Annotated in this window: 20 protein-coding genes, 1 tRNA gene and 1 pseudogene; 11 read left to right on the top strand and 11 right to left on the bottom strand. The window is 72.3% G+C overall.

Features of this window, described 5'->3' with window-relative positions; all coding sequences use genetic code 11:
* The first annotated feature begins 1 nt into the window (after position 1).
* Both ACWD35_RS13155 and ACWD35_RS13150 read left to right on the top strand, forming a co-directional pair.
* Entirely contained in the window at positions 2–2,452 is a 2,451-nt protein-coding gene (locus ACWD35_RS13155) for a phosphoribosyltransferase (protein WP_451351281.1), read from the top strand.
* On the top strand, positions 2,452–3,267 hold the full coding sequence (locus ACWD35_RS13150) for an HAD family hydrolase (RefSeq protein ID WP_451351280.1): 816 nt from the start codon (positions 2,452–2,454) through the stop codon (positions 3,265–3,267). The genes ACWD35_RS13155 and ACWD35_RS13150 overlap by 1 nt, the downstream gene beginning before the upstream one ends.
* A 46-nt stretch (positions 3,268–3,313) precedes the next feature.
* Here ACWD35_RS13150 and ACWD35_RS13145 read toward each other — a convergent pair whose 3' ends face one another.
* The 4 genes from ACWD35_RS13145 to ACWD35_RS13130 all read right to left on the bottom strand — a co-directional run bounded on the left by ACWD35_RS13145 (position 3,314) and on the right by ACWD35_RS13130 (position 6,442).
* The gene (locus tag ACWD35_RS13145; RefSeq protein WP_451351279.1) at positions 3,314–3,532 is read right to left on the bottom strand and encodes an FmdB family zinc ribbon protein; all 219 of its coding nucleotides are present in this window, start codon (positions 3,530–3,532) and stop codon (positions 3,314–3,316) included.
* A gap of 9 nt (positions 3,533–3,541) precedes the next feature.
* Positions 3,542–4,090: a DUF4383 domain-containing protein gene (locus tag ACWD35_RS13140; RefSeq protein ID WP_451351278.1), complete on the bottom strand. Its 549-nt coding sequence runs from the start codon at positions 4,088–4,090 to the stop codon at positions 3,542–3,544.
* A 109-nt stretch (positions 4,091–4,199) separates the two neighbouring features.
* Positions 4,200–5,600 (bottom strand): hypothetical protein, encoded by a 1,401-nt coding sequence (locus tag ACWD35_RS13135; RefSeq protein WP_451351277.1) that lies wholly within the window; start codon positions 5,598–5,600, stop codon positions 4,200–4,202.
* 74 nt (positions 5,601–5,674) lie between these two features.
* Positions 5,675–6,442: a DUF4097 family beta strand repeat-containing protein gene (locus tag ACWD35_RS13130; protein ID WP_451351276.1), complete on the bottom strand. Its 768-nt coding sequence runs from the start codon at positions 6,440–6,442 to the stop codon at positions 5,675–5,677.
* Between the two features lie 224 nt (positions 6,443–6,666).
* On the opposite strand from ACWD35_RS13130, the gene ACWD35_RS13125 reads away from it, so the two are divergent.
* Positions 6,667–6,738 (top strand) — tRNA-Val (locus ACWD35_RS13125).
* A gap of 49 nt (positions 6,739–6,787) precedes the next feature.
* On the opposite strand, the gene ACWD35_RS13120 is transcribed toward ACWD35_RS13125, so the two are convergent.
* On the bottom strand, positions 6,788–7,126 hold the full coding sequence (locus ACWD35_RS13120) for a hypothetical protein (RefSeq protein ID WP_451351275.1): 339 nt from the start codon (positions 7,124–7,126) through the stop codon (positions 6,788–6,790).
* Positions 7,127–7,260: 134 nt separating this feature from the next.
* The gene (locus ACWD35_RS13115; protein ID WP_451351274.1) at positions 7,261–8,160 is read right to left on the bottom strand and encodes a ketopantoate reductase family protein; all 900 of its coding nucleotides are present in this window, start codon (positions 8,158–8,160) and stop codon (positions 7,261–7,263) included.
* A gap of 93 nt (positions 8,161–8,253) precedes the next feature.
* Here ACWD35_RS13115 and ACWD35_RS13110 point away from each other — a divergent pair, with 93 nt between their 5' ends.
* The 3 genes and pseudogenes from ACWD35_RS13110 to ACWD35_RS13100 all read left to right on the top strand — a co-directional run.
* Positions 8,254–8,484, top strand: a complete 231-nt coding sequence (locus ACWD35_RS13110; RefSeq protein ID WP_451351273.1) for a DUF2277 domain-containing protein — start codon at positions 8,254–8,256, stop codon at positions 8,482–8,484.
* Positions 8,485–8,645: 161 nt separating this feature from the next.
* On the top strand, positions 8,646–10,550 hold the full coding sequence (locus tag ACWD35_RS13105) for an FAD/NAD(P)-binding protein (RefSeq protein ID WP_451351272.1): 1,905 nt from the start codon (positions 8,646–8,648) through the stop codon (positions 10,548–10,550).
* A 6-nt stretch (positions 10,551–10,556) separates the two neighbouring features.
* Positions 10,557–10,808: pseudogene (locus ACWD35_RS13100) on the top strand (DoxX family membrane protein); the annotation flags it as partial.
* A 13-nt stretch (positions 10,809–10,821) separates the two neighbouring features.
* On the opposite strand, the gene ACWD35_RS13095 reads toward ACWD35_RS13100, so the two are convergent.
* Complete coding sequence (locus tag ACWD35_RS13095) at positions 10,822–11,412, bottom strand: TetR/AcrR family transcriptional regulator (RefSeq protein WP_451351271.1); 591 nt, start codon at positions 11,410–11,412, stop codon at positions 10,822–10,824.
* Positions 11,413–11,534: 122 nt separating this feature from the next.
* On the opposite strand from ACWD35_RS13095, the gene ACWD35_RS13090 reads away from it, so the two are divergent.
* Positions 11,535–11,975 (top strand): nuclear transport factor 2 family protein, encoded by a 441-nt coding sequence (locus tag ACWD35_RS13090; protein ID WP_451351270.1) that lies wholly within the window; start codon positions 11,535–11,537, stop codon positions 11,973–11,975.
* A gap of 113 nt (positions 11,976–12,088) precedes the next feature.
* On the top strand, positions 12,089–12,715 hold the full coding sequence (locus ACWD35_RS13085) for a DedA family protein (protein WP_451351269.1): 627 nt from the start codon (positions 12,089–12,091) through the stop codon (positions 12,713–12,715).
* Positions 12,716–12,785: 70 nt separating this feature from the next.
* Here ACWD35_RS13085 and ACWD35_RS13080 read toward each other — a convergent pair whose 3' ends face one another.
* A complete protein-coding gene (locus tag ACWD35_RS13080; protein WP_451351268.1) occupies positions 12,786–13,430 on the bottom strand; it encodes an HNH endonuclease family protein in 645 nt (214 codons plus the stop codon).
* Between the two features lie 376 nt (positions 13,431–13,806).
* On the opposite strand from ACWD35_RS13080, the gene ACWD35_RS13075 reads away from it, so the two are divergent.
* Entirely contained in the window at positions 13,807–14,388 is a 582-nt protein-coding gene (locus ACWD35_RS13075) for a TMEM165/GDT1 family protein (protein WP_451351267.1), read from the top strand.
* 170 nt (positions 14,389–14,558) lie between these two features.
* Entirely contained in the window at positions 14,559–15,239 is a 681-nt protein-coding gene (locus ACWD35_RS13070; RefSeq protein WP_451351266.1) for an HAD-IA family hydrolase, read from the top strand.
* Positions 15,240–15,258: 19 nt separating this feature from the next.
* On the opposite strand, the gene ACWD35_RS13065 is transcribed toward ACWD35_RS13070, so the two are convergent.
* Positions 15,259–16,158 (bottom strand): peptidoglycan-binding domain-containing protein, encoded by a 900-nt coding sequence (locus ACWD35_RS13065; RefSeq protein ID WP_451351265.1) that lies wholly within the window; start codon positions 16,156–16,158, stop codon positions 15,259–15,261.
* A 177-nt stretch (positions 16,159–16,335) separates the two neighbouring features.
* On the opposite strand from ACWD35_RS13065, the gene ACWD35_RS13060 reads away from it, so the two are divergent.
* Positions 16,336–18,375: an MDR family MFS transporter gene (locus ACWD35_RS13060; RefSeq protein ID WP_451351264.1), complete on the top strand. Its 2,040-nt coding sequence runs from the start codon at positions 16,336–16,338 to the stop codon at positions 18,373–18,375.
* Here ACWD35_RS13060 and ACWD35_RS13055 read toward each other — a convergent pair.
* Positions 18,368–18,877 (bottom strand): GNAT family N-acetyltransferase, encoded by a 510-nt coding sequence (locus ACWD35_RS13055; RefSeq protein WP_451351263.1) that lies wholly within the window; start codon positions 18,875–18,877, stop codon positions 18,368–18,370. The two genes, ACWD35_RS13060 and ACWD35_RS13055, sit on opposite strands and share 8 nt — an antisense overlap.
* On the bottom strand, positions 18,855–19,343 hold the full coding sequence (locus ACWD35_RS13050) for a DnaJ family domain-containing protein (RefSeq protein WP_451351262.1): 489 nt from the start codon (positions 19,341–19,343) through the stop codon (positions 18,855–18,857). Before ACWD35_RS13050 ends, ACWD35_RS13055 begins: the two co-directional genes overlap by 23 nt.
* Positions 19,344–19,357 lie beyond the last annotated feature (14 nt).

Below are 19,357 nucleotides of genomic sequence, written 5' to 3'. Positions count from 1 at the left end.
GATGAACAAGGCAGTGAACAACCAGGTCTGGTCCGGCAGCTGGGTCGCCCGGCGGCTCGGCGTCGAGCTCGTCGGCGACCAGGAGCTGACCGGTCTGCTGGGGCTGGCGCTGCGCCGCAACCCCAAGCGGGCGCATCTGCTGGTCTCCCACGTGCTCGGCAAGCACGTACCGCAGTCGCCGGCCGTGGTGTACGGCCACGGAGTCGCCCTCGGCCGCCGGGCCGCCGCGCTGCTCGGCGAGGCCGAGGCGGCCACCGCTGTGGTCCTCGGCTACGCGGAGACCGCGACCGGGCTGGGCCACGCCGTCGCCGACGGACTCGGCGCGGTGCCGTATCTGCACTCCACGCGCCGGCCGGTGGCCGGGGTCGCCCGGGCGGGCGGCTTCGAGGAGTCGCACTCCCACGCCACGTCTCATCTGCTGCTGCCGGAAGACCCCGCTCTGCTGGCCGGCGACGGGCCCCTGGTCCTGGTCGACGACGAGTTCTCCACCGGCAACACGGTCCTGAACACCATCCGCGACCTGCACGAGCGCTATCCGCGCAGGCGGTACGTCGTGGTCGCCCTGGTCGACATGCGCTCGCCGGAGGACTCCGCCCGCATGGAGCGGTTCGCCGCCGAGATCGGCGCCCGCGTCGATCTGATCGCCGCCGCGTCCGGGACCGTACGGCTGCCCGAGGGCGTCCTGGAGAAGGGGCAGGAGCTGGTCGCCCAGCACGAGGCCACACAGCAGGCGCCCGAGCCGTCGTACGGCCGGATCACCCGCGTCGACCTGTGCTGGCCCCACCGGCTGCCCGACGGCGGCCGGCACGGCTTCACGCCCGTCCACCGGGCCCGCCTGGAGGCCGCGCTGCCCGCCATGGCCGCCCGGATCGCCGACGCGCTCCCCGCCGACGCCGGCCGCGGCCGTGTCCTGGTCCTCGGCTTCGAAGAGCTGATGTACGCGCCGCTGCGGCTCGCCCGCGAGCTGGAGCAGCTCGTACCGGCCGAGGTGCGCTTCTCCACCACCACCCGCTCGCCCGTCCTCGCGGTGGACGACCCCGGCTACGCGATCCGCACCCGCCTGGCCTTCCCCGCCCACGACGACCCCGCCGACGGCCCCGGCGAGCGCTACGCCTACAACGTCGCGGGCGCCGGCTTCGACGCCGTCGTCGCCGTGCTCGACTCGGCCGCCGACACCACCGAACTGCACGCCCCCGACGGCCTGTTGGCCCGGCTCGCGGCACACGCACCGCACGTCCTGCTGGCGGTCGTCCCGTCCTACGTCCCCGCACACCCGTCTTCCGAAAGGCCGGTCATGCTGTCCGAGCCCCTCCGCGGCCCCGCCTTCTCCTCGTACGCACCCGACGAGGTCGGCTGGCTGCTCCAGGACCTCTCGGACGTCACGCTGGAGGCGCCGACCGAGGAGCGCGAGGAGGCCATCCAGAGCGGCGGCGCCCACTACGCCGAGTCGCTGCCGGTGGAGTACCAGCCCAGCCGGCAGTACCAGGAGCTGTTCCACACCGCCCTGGACGCCTCCGCCGCCCGGCTCGCCCAGGCGGTCGGCGTCGTGACCGAGACCGTCATAGCGGAGCGGTCGCCCCGCCCGGTCCTGGTGTCCCTGGCCCGCGCGGGCACCCCGGTCGGCATCCTCATGCGCCGCTGGGCCGCCTACCGCCACGGGCTGGACCTGCCCCACTACGCCGTCTCGATCGTCCGCGGCCGGGGCATCGACGCCAACGCGCTGCGCTGGCTCGCCGCGCACCACGACCCCCGGGACGTCGTCTTCGTCGACGGCTGGACCGGCAAGGGCGCCATCACCCGCGAACTCGCCCAGGCCGTCGAGGAGTTCGAGGCGAAGGAGGGCATCACCGGCTTCGACCCGGAGATCGCCGTCCTCGCCGACCCCGGCTCCTGCGTCCGCACCTACGGCACCCGCGAGGACTTCCTCATCCCCTCCGCCTGCCTCAACTCCACGGTGTCCGGCCTGATCTCGCGTACGGTCCTGCGCGCCGACCTGGTCGGCCCGGACGACTTCCACGGCGCCAAGTTCTACCGCGAACTCGCCGGCGCCGACGTCTCCGTGGCCTTCCTCGACGCCGTCTCCGCACGCTTCCCGGAGGTCGCCGACGCCGTCGCCACGGCCGCCAAGGAACTGATGGCCGAGGACCGCACACCGACCTGGGCCGGCTGGCAGGCGGTCGAGCGGATCAGCGAGGAGTACGGCATCCACGACGTCAACCTCGTCAAGCCGGGCGTCGGCGAGACCACCCGGGTGCTGCTGCGCCGGGTCCCCTGGAAGATCCTCGCGCGCGCCGGGGCCGGCGCCGACCTGGACCATGTACGCCTGCTCGCCGAACAGCGGGGCGTCCCCGTCGAGGAGGTCGGCGAACTGCCGTACACCTGCGTCGGCCTGATCCATCCGAAGTACACGCGCGGGGCGACCGGCGCCGACGGCAAGGCGGTGGGTGTCTGATGGCGGTGCTGGTGGCGAGCGACCTCGACCGTACGCTCATCTACTCCTCGGCGGCCCTCGCGCTGACCATGCCCGACGCGCGCGCCCCCCGGCTGCTCTGCGTCGAGGTGCACGAGAGCAAGCCGCTCTCCTACATGACCGAGACCGCGGCCCAGCTGCTGACCGACCTCGGCGACACGTCCGTCTTCGTGCCGACCACGACCCGCACCCGCAAGCAGTACCAGCGCATCAACCTGCCCGGCCCGCCCCCGAAGTACGCGATCTGCGCCAACGGCGGCCACCTGCTGGTCGACGGGGTGACGGACGCGGACTGGCACGCCACGGTGCAGGCCCGCCTCGCCGAGGAGTGCGCGCCGCTGGCGGAGGTGCAGGAACACCTGATGACGTCCGCCGACCCCGCGTGGGTGCGCAAGCACCGGGTCGCCGAGGACCTGTTCGCCTACCTCGTCGTCGAGCGCGAGCTGCTGCCCGAGGAGTGGGTGAAGGAACTGTCCGTGTGGGCGGAGCACCGGGGCTGGACCGTCTCGCTCCAGGGCCGGAAGATCTACGCCGTCCCGCAGCCGCTCACCAAGAGCGCGGCGGTACGCGAGCTGGCCCGCCGCACCGGCGCGGAGCTGACCCTGGCCGCCGGCGACTCACTCCTCGACGCCGACCTGCTCCTGGCCGCCGACCGGGGCTGGCGCCCGGGCCATGGCGAACTGGCGGACCAGGGCTGGACGGCACCGGAGATCGCTGCGCTGCAGGAGCGGGGGGTCTTGGCGGGGGAGCGGATCCTCCGGGAGTTCTTGAAAGCGACGCGCAGGGCAACGCCCTGAGGGGCGCGGGGCTGTATCGATATGCGGCTCCGCGCGTGGGCGCGAGCTACCCGCAGCAGCCCCCGCCGCAGCAGCCGCCGCCTCCGCCCGCCCGGGGCGCCGAGGCGGGCGCCGCCGCCGTACCGCCCACAGCCACCGCCGACAGCAACTTCACCGTGTCGTCATGCCCCGCAGGGCACTCCGCAGGGGCGGCGGACTCCGCCATGGGACGGCTCAGTTCGAACGTGTCGCCGCAGGTCCGGCAGCGGTACTCGTAGCGAGGCATGAGCACAGGTTAGCCGGGACGGTCGGACCGCGTCTGCTCCTGTCCGCCCGTTCCGGGGTGCCGGGCCCGCCAGTACGGGTTGTCGTGCGGCAGGGTCGAGCTGACCCGGCCGTACATGCCGAAGGTCATCAGCAGGATGCCGACGACGAAGCTGAACAGCACGTTCTGGATCTTGAACGCGAGGAAGTTCTGGGACGTGTCCAGCAGGCCCAGGAACAGGAAGCCGTTCAGCACGAACAGCGCTCCGAAGACCATGTTCAGCGTGGAGGCGACGTTCCCGCCGATCGCCATGCCCAGGAGGAGCACCGCGCCGACGCAGATCGACAGCACGCTGAGCGCGCCGTTGCTGTTCAGGCCCGCCACGGTGTGGCCGCCGGTGTTGAAGAACCCGATGTGGTCGATCACACCGAGGATGCCGAAGACGACGAGGAACACTCCGATCAGCCCCGCGCCGATCCGGTAGATCGTGCTCAGCCGGTGATCGACGGGCAGGTGCTGGTCGAACTGGATCCGGGACCGCTGCCTCGTGTGCTTCGGGTGCACTGCGTGTGTGGCCATGTCCGCCTCCCTCGGGTGCTGCCGGAGGCCATGCATCCCTCCCAATATCCGCCGCCCCGCACCACCCGGCAACACGCGAGCCCCCGAGGCCCCCGTGCGGGCCCCTGGCTCAGTGCGCGGGGCCGCCCCCGCGCTCCCCGCGGATCTGCGCCACCACCCGCGCCGCCGTCTGGCGTACGGCGTCCGTCTCGGTCAGGAAGTGCCAGTAGTCCGGGTGCCGGCCCTCCAGCGTGCCGACCGCCCGCTCCAGCCGGGCCACCGCGTCGTCCAGCGGCCGGGCGTGCCGCGGATCCGGGGACGTACGCCCGGTCATGGCCAGCCGCTGGGCGTCCCGGATCGCGAACCGGGTCCGCTCGATCTCCTGCTGCGGATCCTTCTGCACGGCGTTCAGCCGCTCCAGCCGGTCGCGGGCGGCCGAGACGGCCTCGTCGGTGGTGTTGAGCAGGGCCCGTACGGTCGACAGCAGCGAGGTGGCGTCCGGCCAGCGCTGGGCGTCCCGGGCGGCCTGCGCCTCGCGCAGCTTCAGCTCGGCCTGCTGCACGTTCTGCGCGGCCTGCTCGGGCACGTGCTGGAGGTCCTGCCAGCAGGCCGCCGCGAACCGCCGGCGCAGCTCGCTGAGGACCGGGTCGATCTGCCCGGCGCGGGTGGTCAGCGCCTGGGCGCGGGTGCGCAGGGAGACCAGCCGGTGGTCGATCTCGGCGGCCTTCCCGGGCAGCCGCTCGGCCTCGGCCCGGATGGCCCCGGCCTCCCGCTGCACTCGCTCGGCCCGCTCCAGCGTCTGGGCCACGCCGTGCTGTCCGGCGCCCTGGTTCAGCTTCGTCAGCTCGGGGGAGAGCGCGGCGAGCCGCCCGGCGAGGTCGTCGGCCCGCAGCCGCTTCTCCCGTACGGCGTCCAGGGCGTTGCTGGCGGCCAGCAACGCCTGCCGGGCCCGCTCCACTGCCGGGGCCAGCCGGGCCAGCTGGGTCTCGGCCTTGCCGAGCAGCGGCCCGAGCGAGCTGCCGAACCGGTCCAGCTCCTGCTTGACCCGGACCAGCTCGTCCCTGGCCGCGGTCAGCTCGCCGCGCGCCCGTATCGCGGTCGAGGCCTCCAGGTCGTCCCGATCGAGGTCATGGGCGTCGACGGCCTCGATGTAACGGTGGCTGACCTCGTCGATGCGCTGCCCGAGCGCGGCGAAGTCGGAGACGGCGCGCCGGGCGGCGGGGGAGTCGTCCACCGCCGTGATGGTCTCGATGGAGATCCTCAGATCCCGCTGCGCGGTGTCGAGTTCGTAGAACGCCGCCGCGGCGGCGTCCTTCGCGGCCTGCGCCTCGGCCCGCTGGCTCTCCGCCCGCCCGCCGAACCAGCGCCGGGTGCCACCACCGGCGAACGCGGCGGGCAGCGCGAGCGCGGCCAGCACCGGCAGGCTCATGAGGGTGAGGGCGTCGCGCAGCGGGGTGGGCCCGCGCCGGGGCCGGTCGGTCGGCGGCTGCGGGTACGGCTGCGTGGCTTGCGTGCCCGGTGTCGCCGTCACTTCCCCTCCCGTGCTGTGGTTCGCTCTGGCCGGGTGTCATTCTCCCACCCGTAGAGGACGAACACACGGGCCGGTCAGTTCGCCGTACGCACGGTGATGCTTCCGTCGGCGGTGTGGGCGGACACCACATGGCTGCTGCTGTCGTCGCGGGGGACGGACACATGGGTGGCGCCGTCACCGGTCTCCGTCGACACCCGGTACGGGGCCCGCGGAACGACCACGGTGACGGAGCCGTCGGCGGCACGGGCGTCCACCAGGTCCGGCACGGCGGCGAGTTCCAGGTCCATCGAGCCGTCGGCGGTGCTGGCCCGCACCTGGCGGGAGGAGACCTCCGCACGCAGGGAACCGTCGTCGGAGTGCAGCCGGAGGGGCCCGGTGGAGTCGGTGACATGAACGGACCCGTCGGCCGTACTCACGCTGAGCGCATCAGTGAACCCCCGCGCGCTGATGCTGCCGTCCCCGTCCTCCACCTTGACGGCGACCCCGCGCGGCACCTCGATACGGTGCTTGGCGGAGCAGTCGGCCAGCAGGCCGGAGCACTTCACGCGCAGCACCAGCCGGTCACCCTTCATCGCCCAGCTGACCTTCGGCCCACTCCCGACCAGCACCGACCCGTCGAACCACCGGGTGACCCGGACCGTACCGGCCCGGTTCGACGCGGCGGACACGACCTCCAGCGCCGAGTCGTCGGAGTCGATGGTGAGCGTACGACCGTGCAGCGCGAAGGACCGGTGGTCGGGGTGCTGGTCGTCACCGGCGGACGCACAGCCGCCGACCCCCGCGACCACACCCCCCACCAGCACGGCGACAGCAGCCAGACGAACGGGAACGGAACGACTCATACGACATCTCCCCCTGAACCGGCCTGCGACGGCACGCGGTCGGATTGCGTTCTTACAGGGGTGAAACTAAATGATCTACGACGGCGACCGCGATCCGGCGGGCTTCCGTATCGGGGGTGGGGATAACCCCCGGTCGGGCCTGGACGGGCACGTAACGGGTTTGCGGTGCACCGCCCCGGGCAAGGTAGGCTGTCGAATCGTCCTGGGTGCATTGCCCGGGGTGCGGGTGCGTAGCTCAGGGGTAGAGCGCCTGCCTTACAAGCAGGATGTCGGCGGTTCGAAACCGTCCGCGCCCACCGACGGGAGCCCCCGGCCGATCGTGGCCGGGGGCTTTTGCGTTACTCCTTACTTTTCCGGCAGGTCCTCGTGGGCGTGCTTGAGCCGCATGCGGGCCTCCACTCGGTCCGCTGCCGCGACCTCGGCCCAGTAGCGGTGGCCGCTGACGAACACCGCGAGTTCGTGCTCCCGCTGTCGCAGCTTCTCCACCTCGGCCTGCTCGTCCTCCGTCCAGCCGGGGGAGGCGGGCCGCTCGACCCTGCGCCAGCTGGTGTCGTCGGTGAACGCGTCCATCGGCGCGACCGACCAGGGCAGCCGCTTGAGCAGGGCCGACAGCTCGGCCCGGACCTGATGCAGCTCCTCCTGACCGGCGCGGAGGTCACTGGGGAATTCATAGGTCGTAGCCACGCGCTAATGCTACGCCTGTTCGATTTTGAGAGGCGAGTTCACTCAGGGGGTTCGCCGTGAGGTTCAGTCGATGGAGTGGTCCGCGGCCGAGTGGCCGCGGACCAGGGGGTAGCTGTGCTTCAGCCGCCCGCCGCCTAGCGGCCGGCCTCGTGCAGGTCCCGTACCAGGCGGGTCGTCAGCGGCACCGGGACGCCGTGGCGGTCCGCCGCGCGGAGCAGGGCCCCGCCGATCGCGTCCAGTTCGAGCGGGCGGCCTGCCTCGGCGTCGCGTTGCATGGAGGACTTGGCGGCGGGCGGGAAGGCGTCGTAGCGGGCGAGGGCCTGGGCCGGGTCGGCGGGGGCGCCGCAGGCGCGGCTGACCGCGGCGGTCTCGGCGACCAGGGTTTCCAGCTCCTCGCGGTGGCGGGTGCGGACCTCGCCGAGGGGGACGCCGTACCGCGTGGTGAGCAGGGCGAACGGGGCGAGGAAGGCCATCTTGGCCCACAGGGTGGCCGTCTCGTCCTCGACCACGCGGGCGGTCGTCCCGGCGGCGGCCAGCAGGGCCGCAAGGGATTCGAGGCTGGCGCGCGGTACGGCCTCCCCGGCCAGGTCGAGCTCCGTGAACGGGCTGCCGTGTTCGATCACTCCGGGGGCCAGCCGGGTGGACTCCACGCGGATCACGGCGGGGGCCACGCGGTCGGGGCGGTAGCGGGCGCGCAGTGTCGCGGGGTGTTCGACGCCGTTCAGGAGCGGTACGAGCAGGGCGTCGCCCAGGGTGGCCGGCGGGATGCGGGTCAGGGCAGCGTCGAGTGCCGTGTGCTTGACGGCGATCACGCAGGCGTCCACCGGCTCGCGCAGCTCGGTGTCCGCCTCGACGGCGGCGGTGAAGTCGCCGAACTGGCTGCTGCGGACGTGGATTCCGGTCTCGCGCAGGGTGTCGGCCGTCTCCTCGCGGGCCAGGCAGATGACGCGATGGCCGGAGCGGGACAGGAGGGCGGCGAGGAGGCCGCCCGTGCCGCCGGGGCCCAGAATGGCCACGGTGTTCTGGAGAGCCATGAGGCTGTTCCTCTCGTCGGTCGGCCCCGGGGATCGGTGGCCGCCTTGGCCATGATCTTCGCAGGGTCGGGCCCGCTGGGCCAGACTGGGGACATGTGCCGGAGTATCAAGACGCTGCGTCCGCCCGTACTGCCTGGTGAGGCGACGGACGAGGACATTCACGCCGCCGCGCTGCAGTACGTACGGAAGGTCTCGGGCTTCCGCGCCCCCGCCGCCCACAACCGCGAGGTGTTCGACCGGGCGGTGGCGGCGGTGGCCGAGGCGACGGCGGAACTGCTCGGGGGGCTGGAGGTGCGAGGGCAGTCGGTGCGGAGCGGGGGGTAGGCGCGCGTCCCGAAGGGGTGCGGGAAACCTCGCATTATCCGCCAATCACCCTGGCAAGAGAGACAACTCGGGCAACATGCAAGGCCGTTAAGCCGCACAGGGCAAGATGAGGCGCCCCGTCCGCTTGAGCCGGCGGACGCCGATCGCCCGGGAGCGCGCCCTTGTCTGCACCGACCCAGGAATTCCCCGCGGTCTCCGTCGCCCTGGTCGGGGCCGGACCGCGCGGCACCAGCGTGCTGGAACGTCTCTGCGCCTCCGTGCCGGAGCTGCTCCCGCCCGGTGTCCGGCTGACGGTCCATGTGATCGACCCGGCGCCGCCCGGGCCCGGCCTGGTGTGGCGCACCGCGCAGCCGGCCGAGCTGCTGATGAACACCGTGGCGAGCCAGGTGACGCTGTTCACGGACCCCGGCGTGACCTGCGTGGGCCCGATCCGGCCGGGCCCCAGCCTGTACGAGTGGGCGGGCGGCACCCTCGGCCCCGACGACTACCCGACCCGCGCCCACTACGGCCGTTACCTGGAGTGGGTGTTCGCCAAGACCGTCCGGGAGGCGCCCCCGGCGGTGCGCGTGCGGACGTATCGGGCCCGTGCCGTACGGCTCGACGAGAGCGCCGACGGCCGCCAGGTGCTCACCCTCGACGACGACCGGGTGCTGTCCGGCCTGGCGGCGGTGGTGCTGGCCCAGGGGCATCTGCCCGCGGCGGCGGACGAGGAGGGGCGCCGTACGGCCGGTCACGCGGCCCGGCACGGGCTGCGCCACGTCCCGCCCGCCAATCCGGCCGACGTCGACCTCTCGGCGCTCGCGCCCGGCGAACCGGTGCTGCTGCGCGGCCTCGGCCTCAACTTCTTCGATCACATGGCCCTGTTGACCACGGGCAGGGGCGGTCGCTTCAGCCGGGCGGCGGACGGCGCGCTGCGCTATGCGCCCTCGGGCCGGGAGCCGCGCCTGTACGCCGGGTCGCGGCGCGGGGTGCCGTACCAGGCCCGCGGCGACAACGCCAAGGGCCCGTACGGCCGGCACACCCCGCTGGTGCTCACCCCGGAGGTGACAGCGGGCTTCCGTGAGCGCGCCGACTCCGGTGACGCACCCGATTTCCTCGCGGAGATATGGCCGTTGGTGGCGAAGGAGGTGGAGACGGTCTACTACAGCGCCCTGACCGGGCGGTCGGACTTCGCGGGCCGTTTCCTCGCCGTACCCCATGGCGATCCGAAAGAGGCTTTGCTTCTGGACGAGTTCGGGGTGAGCGGCGGCGACCGCTGGTGCTGGGAGCGGGTCTCCCGGCCGTACGGGGAGCGGGAGTTCGCCGATCCGGGCCAGTGGCGGGCATGGCTGCTGGGGTATCTGCGCAAGGACGCCGCGCAGGCTGCCCTGGGCAATGTGCGCGGCCCGCTCAAGGCGGCCCTCGACGTGCTGCGCGATCTGCGCAACGAGATACGGCTGGTGGTCGACCACGCCGGGCTGACCGGTGCCTCCCGCCGTACGCACCTGGACCGCTGGTACACCCCGCTCAACGCCTTCCTGTCCATCGGCCCGCCCCGGCGCCGGATCGAGGAACTGGCCGCTCTGCTGGAGGCGGGCGTGGTGGAGGTGCTGGGTCCGGGTCTCGACGTGCGTGCCGGGGAGGGTGCGTGGGTGGCGTCTTCGCCGGAGGTGCCGGGCTCGGACGTCCGTGTGACCACCCTCGTGGAGGCGCGTCTTCCGGAACCCGATCTGCGGCGCACCGCCGACGAGTTGCTCGTCCGGCTGCTCGCCGACGGCGGCTGCCGGCCGCACACCGTGGACGGTTACGAGACCGGGGGGCTGGACGTGTCGCGGCGCCCCTATCACCTGATCGACCGTCAAGGCCGGGTGCAGGAACGGAGGTTCGCCTTCGGTGTCCCCACGGAGGGGGTGCACTGGGTGACGGCTGCGGGTGCCCGGCCGGGGGTGGACTCGGTCACGCTCTCGGACGCCGACGCGGTGGCGCGGGCCGTGCTGCGTGCGGCCATGGCCGAAGCGGAACCGCAAGCGGAACCGAGGGTGGGGCAGGCGTCGCAACCTGATGTTGAACTTGCAAGCATTGATTAGGTTCGCCTCGGCGGCGCCGTGGGCACCGATGGCGGCACGATCGCGGCCGGTACCTGGCCCGGCTGGTACGCGGCCGTGATCCAGCTGGCCGGCGGCGGCCTGGTGCTGCTCGGCCTCGGCACCCGCGGGGCCGCGCTGGTCGCTTCGGGCTCGATGGCGTACGCCTACTTCGACGTCCACCGGAACGGCGGCGAGCTGTCGCGGCGCACGGCGACGCAGCAGCAGCCGGCCGCGGAGAAGACTCCGACAGCGGTCTGATGCGGGACCTGGTTCAACGTGGCCGCAGCCCGTCGAACACCACCTCGAAGATCCGCTCCCGGGGTGCCGGGTCCGCTCCCCGCTGTTCCAGTTCCTTCAGTTGTTCCATCGCCCTGCTCGTGCCGGCCAGCAGGGCGAAGAGCTCCGGCAGGCCCAGTTCCCGGCGGACCGCCCCAGCCTCCTGCGCCCCGGCCAGCAGCTCGGCCAGCCGGGCCTGGATCTGCATGGTCGGCTCCCGCAGAGACGCATGGACGTCGACCCCGGCCGCGGCAAGAGCCTGGGTGAACTCGTCCTTGCCCGCGGAGTGTTCCACGAGCAGGCGGAAGCAGGCGAAGAACGCCTCGGCGGGCCCGGCCTCGGCGGCCAGCTGTGCGGTCTGGGCCGCCATGGCCTCCACCCTTCGCACCATGACCGCCTCCAGCAGCGCCTCCTTGGTCGGGAAGTGCCGGAAGAGCGTGCCGACTCCGACACCGGCGCTCCGGGCGATCTCCTCGGTCGGCACGCCGATGCCGCGGGTGACGAACACCTCCGTGGCGACGTCCAGCAGCCTGGCCCGGTTGCGGGCCGCATCCGCCCGCAACGGGCGCTCACGAGTGTCGCTCATTCCTCTCACCTCTCCCGGTCGACAGCCCAACTACGCCCTGGACAACCGGAGTTGTCAGTCCGTATCCTCGGAACCGGAGTCTCTAGTCCGATTCTGATCGCAGGTCACACTGGAGGTTGATCATGTCCGAAACGCTGTCACCCCGCGAGGTCTTCGAGAAGCTGCTCGAGGGCACCGGCGCGGGAAGGTTCACGGAGCTGGCCGAACTTTATGCCGAGGACGCGGTGGTGGAAACCGTCTTCGAGCCGGTCGGTCCGCGCCGGCTCGAGGGACGGGCCGCGCTCAAGGAGCGGTTCGCCCAGAACTCCGCCCGCACGCCCGTGGAGCTGACCCCCAAGAACGTGGTCATCCGGGAAACCGACGACGCGGAGGTGATCGTCGCCGAGTACGACTACCAGGTGTACCACCGGGTGACCGAGCGGACCTTCGAGGTCTCCAACATCCAGGTGGTGCGGGTCCGCGACGGCCTGATCGTCCACAGCCGGGCCTACCACGACCACCTTGCCCAGATCGTGGCCGGCGGCGCCCTGCCGCAGCTGGTGGCGGCGCTGGAAGGCAAGTGAGCGCCGTACGGGCCGGGGGCCCGCCGCCTGGCTGAACGCCCCCGACGCACCTCCTGTCACACCCCCGGCGTACGCTGTATGGCTGTCGTCGGGGGAGCAACGGGGGAGTTGTCGTGTTGGAGAGCGTGGGGTCACTAGCCACGTCACTGGTGGCCGGACCTTGGATCTACGCCATGGTGGCGCTGTCCGTCCTGCTGGACGTGTTCGTGCCGGTGCTGCCGAGCGGAGTCCTCGTCATCACCGCGGGCACCGCCGCGGCGGCGGGTTCGGACGCGGCGGCGGGCGGGGTCTCGCACGGGGTGCCGGACATCGCCGCCCTGATCCTGTCCGCGGCCACGGCCTCGGTCCTCGGCGACCTGGTCGCCTACCGGCTGGCCTGGCGCGGCGGGGAGCGGCTGGACCGTGCGATAGCCCGCTCGCGGCGGCTCACCACCGCGCAGGAACGTCTCGGCGAGGCCCTGTCCCGGGGCGGCGGCGCGCTGGTCGTGCTGGCCCGTTTCGCCCCGGCCGGCCGCTCGGTCGTCTCCTTCTGCGCGGGCGCCGCCCACCGCCGCGCCCGCGACTTCGTGCCGTGGTCCGCCCTGGCCGGACTCTCCTGGGCCGCCTACAGCGTGGCCCTCGGCTACTTCGGCGCCCGGTGGCTGGGCGCGACCTGGCTGGCCACGGGGGTGTCGCTGGCAGCCCTGTTCGGGGCGGGCGCGGCGGCGGCCTACATGATGCGCCGTCAGCCGGCTTCCTGACGCGACTGTGCCCGCACCCGGCATACCGCCGGTAGGCCCTACGGCGCTTACCGGCGGCTCGCCAGGTGGCTCAGCAGCTCGCCAGGTAGTTCGTCAGCGCGCTCTTCTCGGCCGAGTCGACCGACAGGTTGTAGTAGTACTTCACCTGTACCCAGGCCCGCACGTACGTGCAGACGTACGCAGAGCGCGACGGCACCCACGTGGCCGGGTCCTGGTCGCCCTTGGCCTGGTTGACGTTGTCGGTGACCGCGAGGAGCTGCGGGCGGGTGACGTCGTTGGCGAAGGACTGCCGCTGGGCGGTGGTCCACCTGCTCGCGCCGGAGTCCCAGGCCTCGGCGAGCGGGACGAGGTGGTCGATGTCGAGGTCGGACGCGGCGGTCCAGGTGGCGCCGTCGTACGGGGAGTACCAGCTGCCGCTCCGGGCCACGCAGGCGGAGTCGGTGACGACGTTCGAGCCGTCCCGCTTGAGGATCCACTCGCGGGTGTTGCAGGTGCCGGAGATGGTGATCCAGGTCGGGAACAGCGAGCGGCTGTAGCCGGTGCGGTTCTCGGTGGCCACGGTGAGCTGGGAGAGGTAGCTGCGCGCGGTGGCGGCGCTGACCGGCGTCGGGAGGGCCGCGGAGGCGCTCGGGGAGTTGAACAGGGCGACGGAGGCGAGCAGGCCCGTGAGGGCCGTGAGTATGCCCACTCGTCGACGCGCGTAGAATTTCGACATGCGAACTCCCTTGTGGTGTGGGGGTATTGGGCACGAGCCAGGGAATGCTCGCGCTGCGGTGCGGCTGGACGATGAGCGCTCGGTAAGAAGTTAATGACGTGTCCATGACATTACAAGCCTTGGCGGCGCAGCTTTCGCGTCGCGTACCATGGACGGCGCAGAAGGGGAGTAGCTCTTCGCCGGACCGTCGACATACTGCTCAGCCAGCCTGAGCCGGCGCCCGGAGGCGGATCCCGTGCGGACCGCCCAGCGAGACCTTCGGCCAGCAGTACACACCCGTGCCCCGTGGCACGGGCGCCGAGTGTGCTGCCGTGCCGAGGTGTCTCATGTGAAGTGCAGCACTCTCGGTGGGGCGGCCCCGACCGATTGAGGACCCTTGATCAGCATCACCGTGACGGCGCTCGTCTTCGGCGTCATCTTCCTTGCCGAACTGCCGGACAAGACCGCGCTCGCCGGTCTCGTCCTCGGCACCCGCTACCGCGCCTCGTACGTCTTCGCGGGCGTCGCTGCCGCCTTCCTGCTGCACGTCGTGCTCGCCGTCGCGGCCGGCAGCGTCCTGACCCTGCTGCCGCAGCAGATCGTGCACGCGATCACCGGCGTCCTCTTCCTCGGTGGCGCCGCCGTGCTGCTGATGAAGAAGGACGAGGGCGAGGAGGAGATCAAGAAGCCCGCCGACCAGTCCTTCTGGAAGGTGGCGGGCACGGGCTTCATGCTCATCCTGGTCGCCGAGTTCGGCGATCTCACCCAGATCATGACCGCCAACCTCGCAGCCCGCTACGACGACCCGATCTCCGTCGGCCTCGGCGCGGTGCTCGGCCTGTGGGCCGTCGCCGGTCTCGGCATCGTCGGCGGAAAGGCCCTGATGAAGCGGGTTCCGCTGCGGCTGATCACGCAGATCGCGGCGCTGCTGATGCTGGGCCTCGGCGTGTGGAGCCTCTACGAGGCCATCGCGGGCTGATCTTCGCAAAAACGAACGCAAAGCCGAACGAACGGTGAATCCTCGCCCGAGACGGTGGCGGGAACGGGGTCGGGTTTTGTACCGTAGAGAAACAAAGTGGCTCCCGCCCGTTTTCCCTGACCGGCGGGCGGGGCCGCCTTGTCCCTTTGCACCCCTTCTTGGAGCTGCCGATGCCGGCCACTGCCACGCCCGCCGCGACGCCGACCGTCCTCACCGCCCGTGCCCTCCTGCTCGACATGGACGGCACCCTCGTCAACTCGGACACCGTGGTCGAGCGCGTCTGGCGGCGCTGGGCGGCGGGGCACGGGCTGGACGGCGACGAGGTGATGCGGGTCGTCCACGGTCGCCAGGGCCACGCCTCGATGGCCGTCCTGCTGCCCGACCGGCCCAGCGAGCAGAACTTCGCCGACAACGCCCGCCTGCTCGCGGAGGAGACCGCCGACATGGACGGCGTGGTCGAGGTCCCCGGCGCGACCGCGTTCCTCGCCGCCCTGCGCGGCCTTCCGCACGCCCTGGTGACCTCCGCCGACGTCGCCCTCTCCACGGCCCGCATGGCCGCCGCCGGCCTCCCGCTGCCCGAGGTGCGCGTCACCGCCGAGTCGGTCGGCGCGAGCAAGCCCGACCCCGAGGGCTTCCTGAAGGGCGCCGCCGAACTGGGCGTCGACCCGGCGGACTGCATCGTCTTCGAGGACTCCGGCGCGGGCATCGCGGCGGGGCGCGCCGCGGGCATGACGGTCGTGGGGGTCGGGCCGCGGGCCGCGGTCCACGGCCCCGAAGTCGTCGTACGCGACCTCACCGAGGTGCGCGTCGAGGCTTCGGCGGACGGGACGATCCGCCTCCACATCGGCTGAGCCGTCGTACACGGCAGGCTCAGGGCTGTGACGTCTCCGACTCCAGGCTCGACCGCGTCGCCGGGCCGTACGTCCCGAGGTCGTCGCCCCGGATGCCCCGGGCCAGCTGGTAGTTGCGCACCGAGTTCTCCACCGAGCGGGTGAAGACGCCGTTGACTTCGTCGCTGTAGAGGTTCAACTGGCGCAGCCGCAACTGGAGTTCGGTGACCTCCGAACCCTTGTCGCCGCGCCGCAGCACCGGACCGGGAGCCGGCGCCAGGTCCGGGCTGCCGGAGGCCGTCTCCGACGCACTCGGGGAGGCCGAGGAGGACACCGTCGGGGTGAGCGCCGACGGCGACGGGGTGGCCGACCGGCTCGGGGTGGCCGACGGGGACGGGGGCGGCGTGGGCTGCCAGGTCGCGGTGGAGGGCGGGGAGAACGCGGACGACGGCGACGCCGGGGTGTCCGATGCCGTCACCTCCGGGATGCTCTGCCGTACCTCCTGGGCCGCCCGGTCCCGGGACGGCGCCTGGTAGCCGAACAGCCCGCTCGCGAAACCGGCCCCCGCCACGACCGCGACCCCCGCGCCCGCGACCGCCAGCAGGGCTGTGCGGCGGGCACGGTGGCGGGGCCGTCCCTCCTCGGCCGCTGCCGCTGCCGCAACCGTCGTCTCCGCCATGCCGGGGCCGTTCCCGGAGACCGCCGGATCCTCCTCGAAAAGCCGCAGGCCGGAGGGGTCCGGCTCGGGCCCGGACGGCTCCGGGACCTCGATGTAGGGGCGTATGCGCAGCGGGTCGAAGTCCTCCGCCGCTGCCGCCTGAGCCATGCGGGCCTCGCGAAGAGCGTCCGCGGCCCGCTGGGTGCAGTCGCAGGACGGGGTGTTGTCCGGCCCCCTCGGTGCCCCGCATTCCGGGCAGCTGTGGCCCCTCGGTTCCGTCACGCGTTCGCCCCTCCCCTCGGGAACTCCCGAGTTTATGCGGACCTCCTCCACATTTGCCGAACCGGAACACGCGGCAAATCGGCCACTCAGTGAACTCAACAGGCCATACGCGGTGACACCGCCCACGATGGAAGAGGTGCACCCTGAGCCCGTGCACCCGAGCCCCGGGAGGTCTCCATGGCCCTGGACACGCACGGCACGGCGAGGGACGCGAGGGACAGCGAACACGTCCCGGGCAATGTGCTCGTCTCGATCGGCGCTCTGATGCTCGGTCTGTTGCTCGCCGCCCTCGACCAGACCATCGTGTCGACCGCGCTGCCGACGATCGTCAGCGACCTCGGCGGACTGGAGCACCTGTCCTGGGTGGTCACCGCCTATCTGCTCGCCTCGACCGCCGCGACCCCGCTGTGGGGCAAGCTCGGCGACCAGTACGGGCGCAAGCGGCTGTTCCAGACCGCGATCGTCATCTTCCTGGTCGGCTCAGCGCTGTGCGGGGCCGCGCAGAACATGTCCCAGCTCATCGGCTTCCGCGCGCTCCAGGGGCTGGGCGGCGGCGGGCTGATGGTGCTGTCCATGGCGATTGTCGGCGATGTCGTACCGCCGCGCGAACGCGGCCGGTACCAGGGGATGTTCGGTGCCGTGTTCGGCGTCACCAGCGTGCTCGGGCCGCTGCTCGGCGGGGTGTTCACGGAGCACCTGAGCTGGCGCTGGGTCTTCTACGTCAACTTGCCCGTCGGTGTCGTCGCGCTCGCCGTGATCGCCGCCGCCCTGCACATCCCGCGCCGTACCTCCCCCCACGTCATCGACTACCTCGGCACCTTCCTGATCGCCTCCGTCGCCACCTGCCTGGTGCTGGTCGCCTCGCTCGGCGGTACGACCTGGGCCTGGGGCTCGGCGCAGATCATCGGGCTCAGCGTGCTGGGCGTCGTCCTCGCCGTCGTCTTCGTCGGCGTCGAACGCCGGGCCGCCGAACCCGTCCTGCCGCTCAAGCTGTTCCGCATGCGCACGTTCAGCCTGGTCGCCGTCATCAGCTTCATCATCGGCTTCGCCATGTTCGGCGCGTTGACCTATCTGCCGACCTTCCTCCAGGTCGTGCACGGCATCTCCCCGACCGTGTCGGGCGTGTACATGCTGCCGATGGTCATCGGGCTGCTGCTGTCCTCCACGATCTCCGGGCAGATCGTCAGCCGCACCGGCCGCTGGAAGGTGTTCCCGATCGCCGGAACCGCCGTGACCACCATCGGCCTGCTCCTCCTGCACCGGCTCGACGAGCACAGCTCGACCGCCGAGATGAGCGTCTACTTCTTCGTCTTCGGCCTCGGCCTCGGCCTGGTCATGCAGGTCCTCATCCTCATCGTGCAGAACGCGGTCGCCTACGAGGACCTGGGCGTCGCCACCTCCGGCGCCACCTTCTTCCGCTCCATCGGCGCCTCCTTCGGCGTGGCCGTCTTCGGCACCGTCTTCGCGAGCCGCCTCGGCGACAAGCTCGCCGCCGCCTTCCGGGGCGTGCGCCTGCCGCCCGGCGCCACCCCCGACGCCCTCAAGGCCGACCCGCGCGGGATCGCGGCCCTGCCGCCCGGCCTGCGCCCGGCGGCCCTGCACGCCTACGCGTCCGCCATCACGGAGGTGTTCCTGTACGCCGCGCCCGTCGCCGCCCTCGGCTTCCTGCTCGCCTGGTTCCTCAAGGAGGACCGGCTGCGCGCCTCGGTCACCGTGCCGGACGTCTCCGAGACCATCGCGCCGAACCCGGTCGAGCGGTCCTCCTACGACGAGTGCTGCCGGTCCCTGTCCGTGCTCGGCACCACCGAGGGGCGCCGCGAGGTGTACCAGAAGATCACCGAGCGGGCCGGGTACGACCTGCTGCCCGCCGCCAGCTGGCTGCTGCTGCGCATGCGCAAGTTCGGCTCGGTGGAGCCGGGGGTGCTCGCCGAGCGCGGTCCCGTCCCGTTCCACCGGGTCATCGCCGCCGCCCGCCAGGTCGAGGAGCGGCGGCTGGCCGAACGCCAGGGCCTGGACCTCGTGTTGACCGAGTCCGGCCGCGAGGCCGCCGAACGGCTCGCCACGGCCCGCGAGGAGTCCCTGGCCGAACTGCTCGGTGACTGGTGGGAGCCGCGCCATCCGACCGACCTGGTCAAGCTGGTCAAGGAACTCAGCGACGAGATGTGCGGCTCGGAGCGCGAAGAGCCCTACGACGGGCCTGCGGCCAAGCTCAGTTGACGGCGCTGTGCGGCAACAGGTCCTTGCGGAACCAGTGTTCGGCGTACTGGTCGTCGTTGTGCGGGCCGGTCTCGGTGTAGCCGAGGCGGGCGTACAGGGCGCGGGCCTCCACCAGGTCGGACCGGGTGTCGAGGACGAGGCACTTGGCACCGAGGGCGCGGGCGGCTTCCTCGGCGGCGGCGACGAGCGGCGCGGCACCGCCCCGGCCGCGCATCCGCTCGTACAGGAAGACCCGGGTCAGTTCCGCCGTGTCCGGGTCCAGGAGCCGTACGCCCGCCGAACCGGCCGGCTCGCCGTCGTACCGCGCGATCAGCAACTGTCCGGCGGGCGGGGCGAGTTCGGCGCCGGTCCCGGCCGCGATCTCCCGCTCCAGCTCGGCCGGGTCGGTGCGCCGGTTCTCGTGCAGCAGGTACCAGCGGTCGCTGACCTCCGTGTAGTACGCCCGCCACAGCGCGGCGGCGGCCGGGGAGTCGTACGGCTCAGGGGCGATCGTCCACGTCATGCCGCGCATGATCCCCCATGGGCGCGTCTTCCGCGTGCGGTTTTCCGGTGGCACGGGCGCCGGCGCCGGCCCTGCGCCGCCGCCACTCGCGTACGACCTCTTCGACGTCGTACGGCTTCTTGCCCAGCGGCGGGCCGGGCGGGGGTTTGAACATCATGTCGCGGATCTTGACGTTGACGTCCTCGATGATCTTCCGTGCGATGCGCTCGGAGGGCGCCGCGCAGGCCGCCTCGAGCGCGTCCTCGGCCTCCTTGCGCAGGGCCAGGGCCGGGGGCAGCACGGCCAGGCCCTCGCGGACCAACTTCCGCTTGACCCACCACAGTTCGTCGTAGGCGGAGTCGATGCCGTCGGGCAGCGGCTCGCCCGCACCCGGCAGCCGGTCGAACTCGCCGCGCCGCTGAGCATCGCGGATCTGCTTGTCGGCCCAGGACTCGAACGGGACGCCCGGTGGCTTTCGCTCGGTCATGAACCCATTGTGCC

The sequence above is a fragment of the Streptomyces sp. NPDC002671 genome, assembly GCF_053592475.1.
The sequence above is the reverse complement of the archived record's forward strand: the minus strand, read 5'-3'. Positions and strand labels throughout refer to the sequence as shown.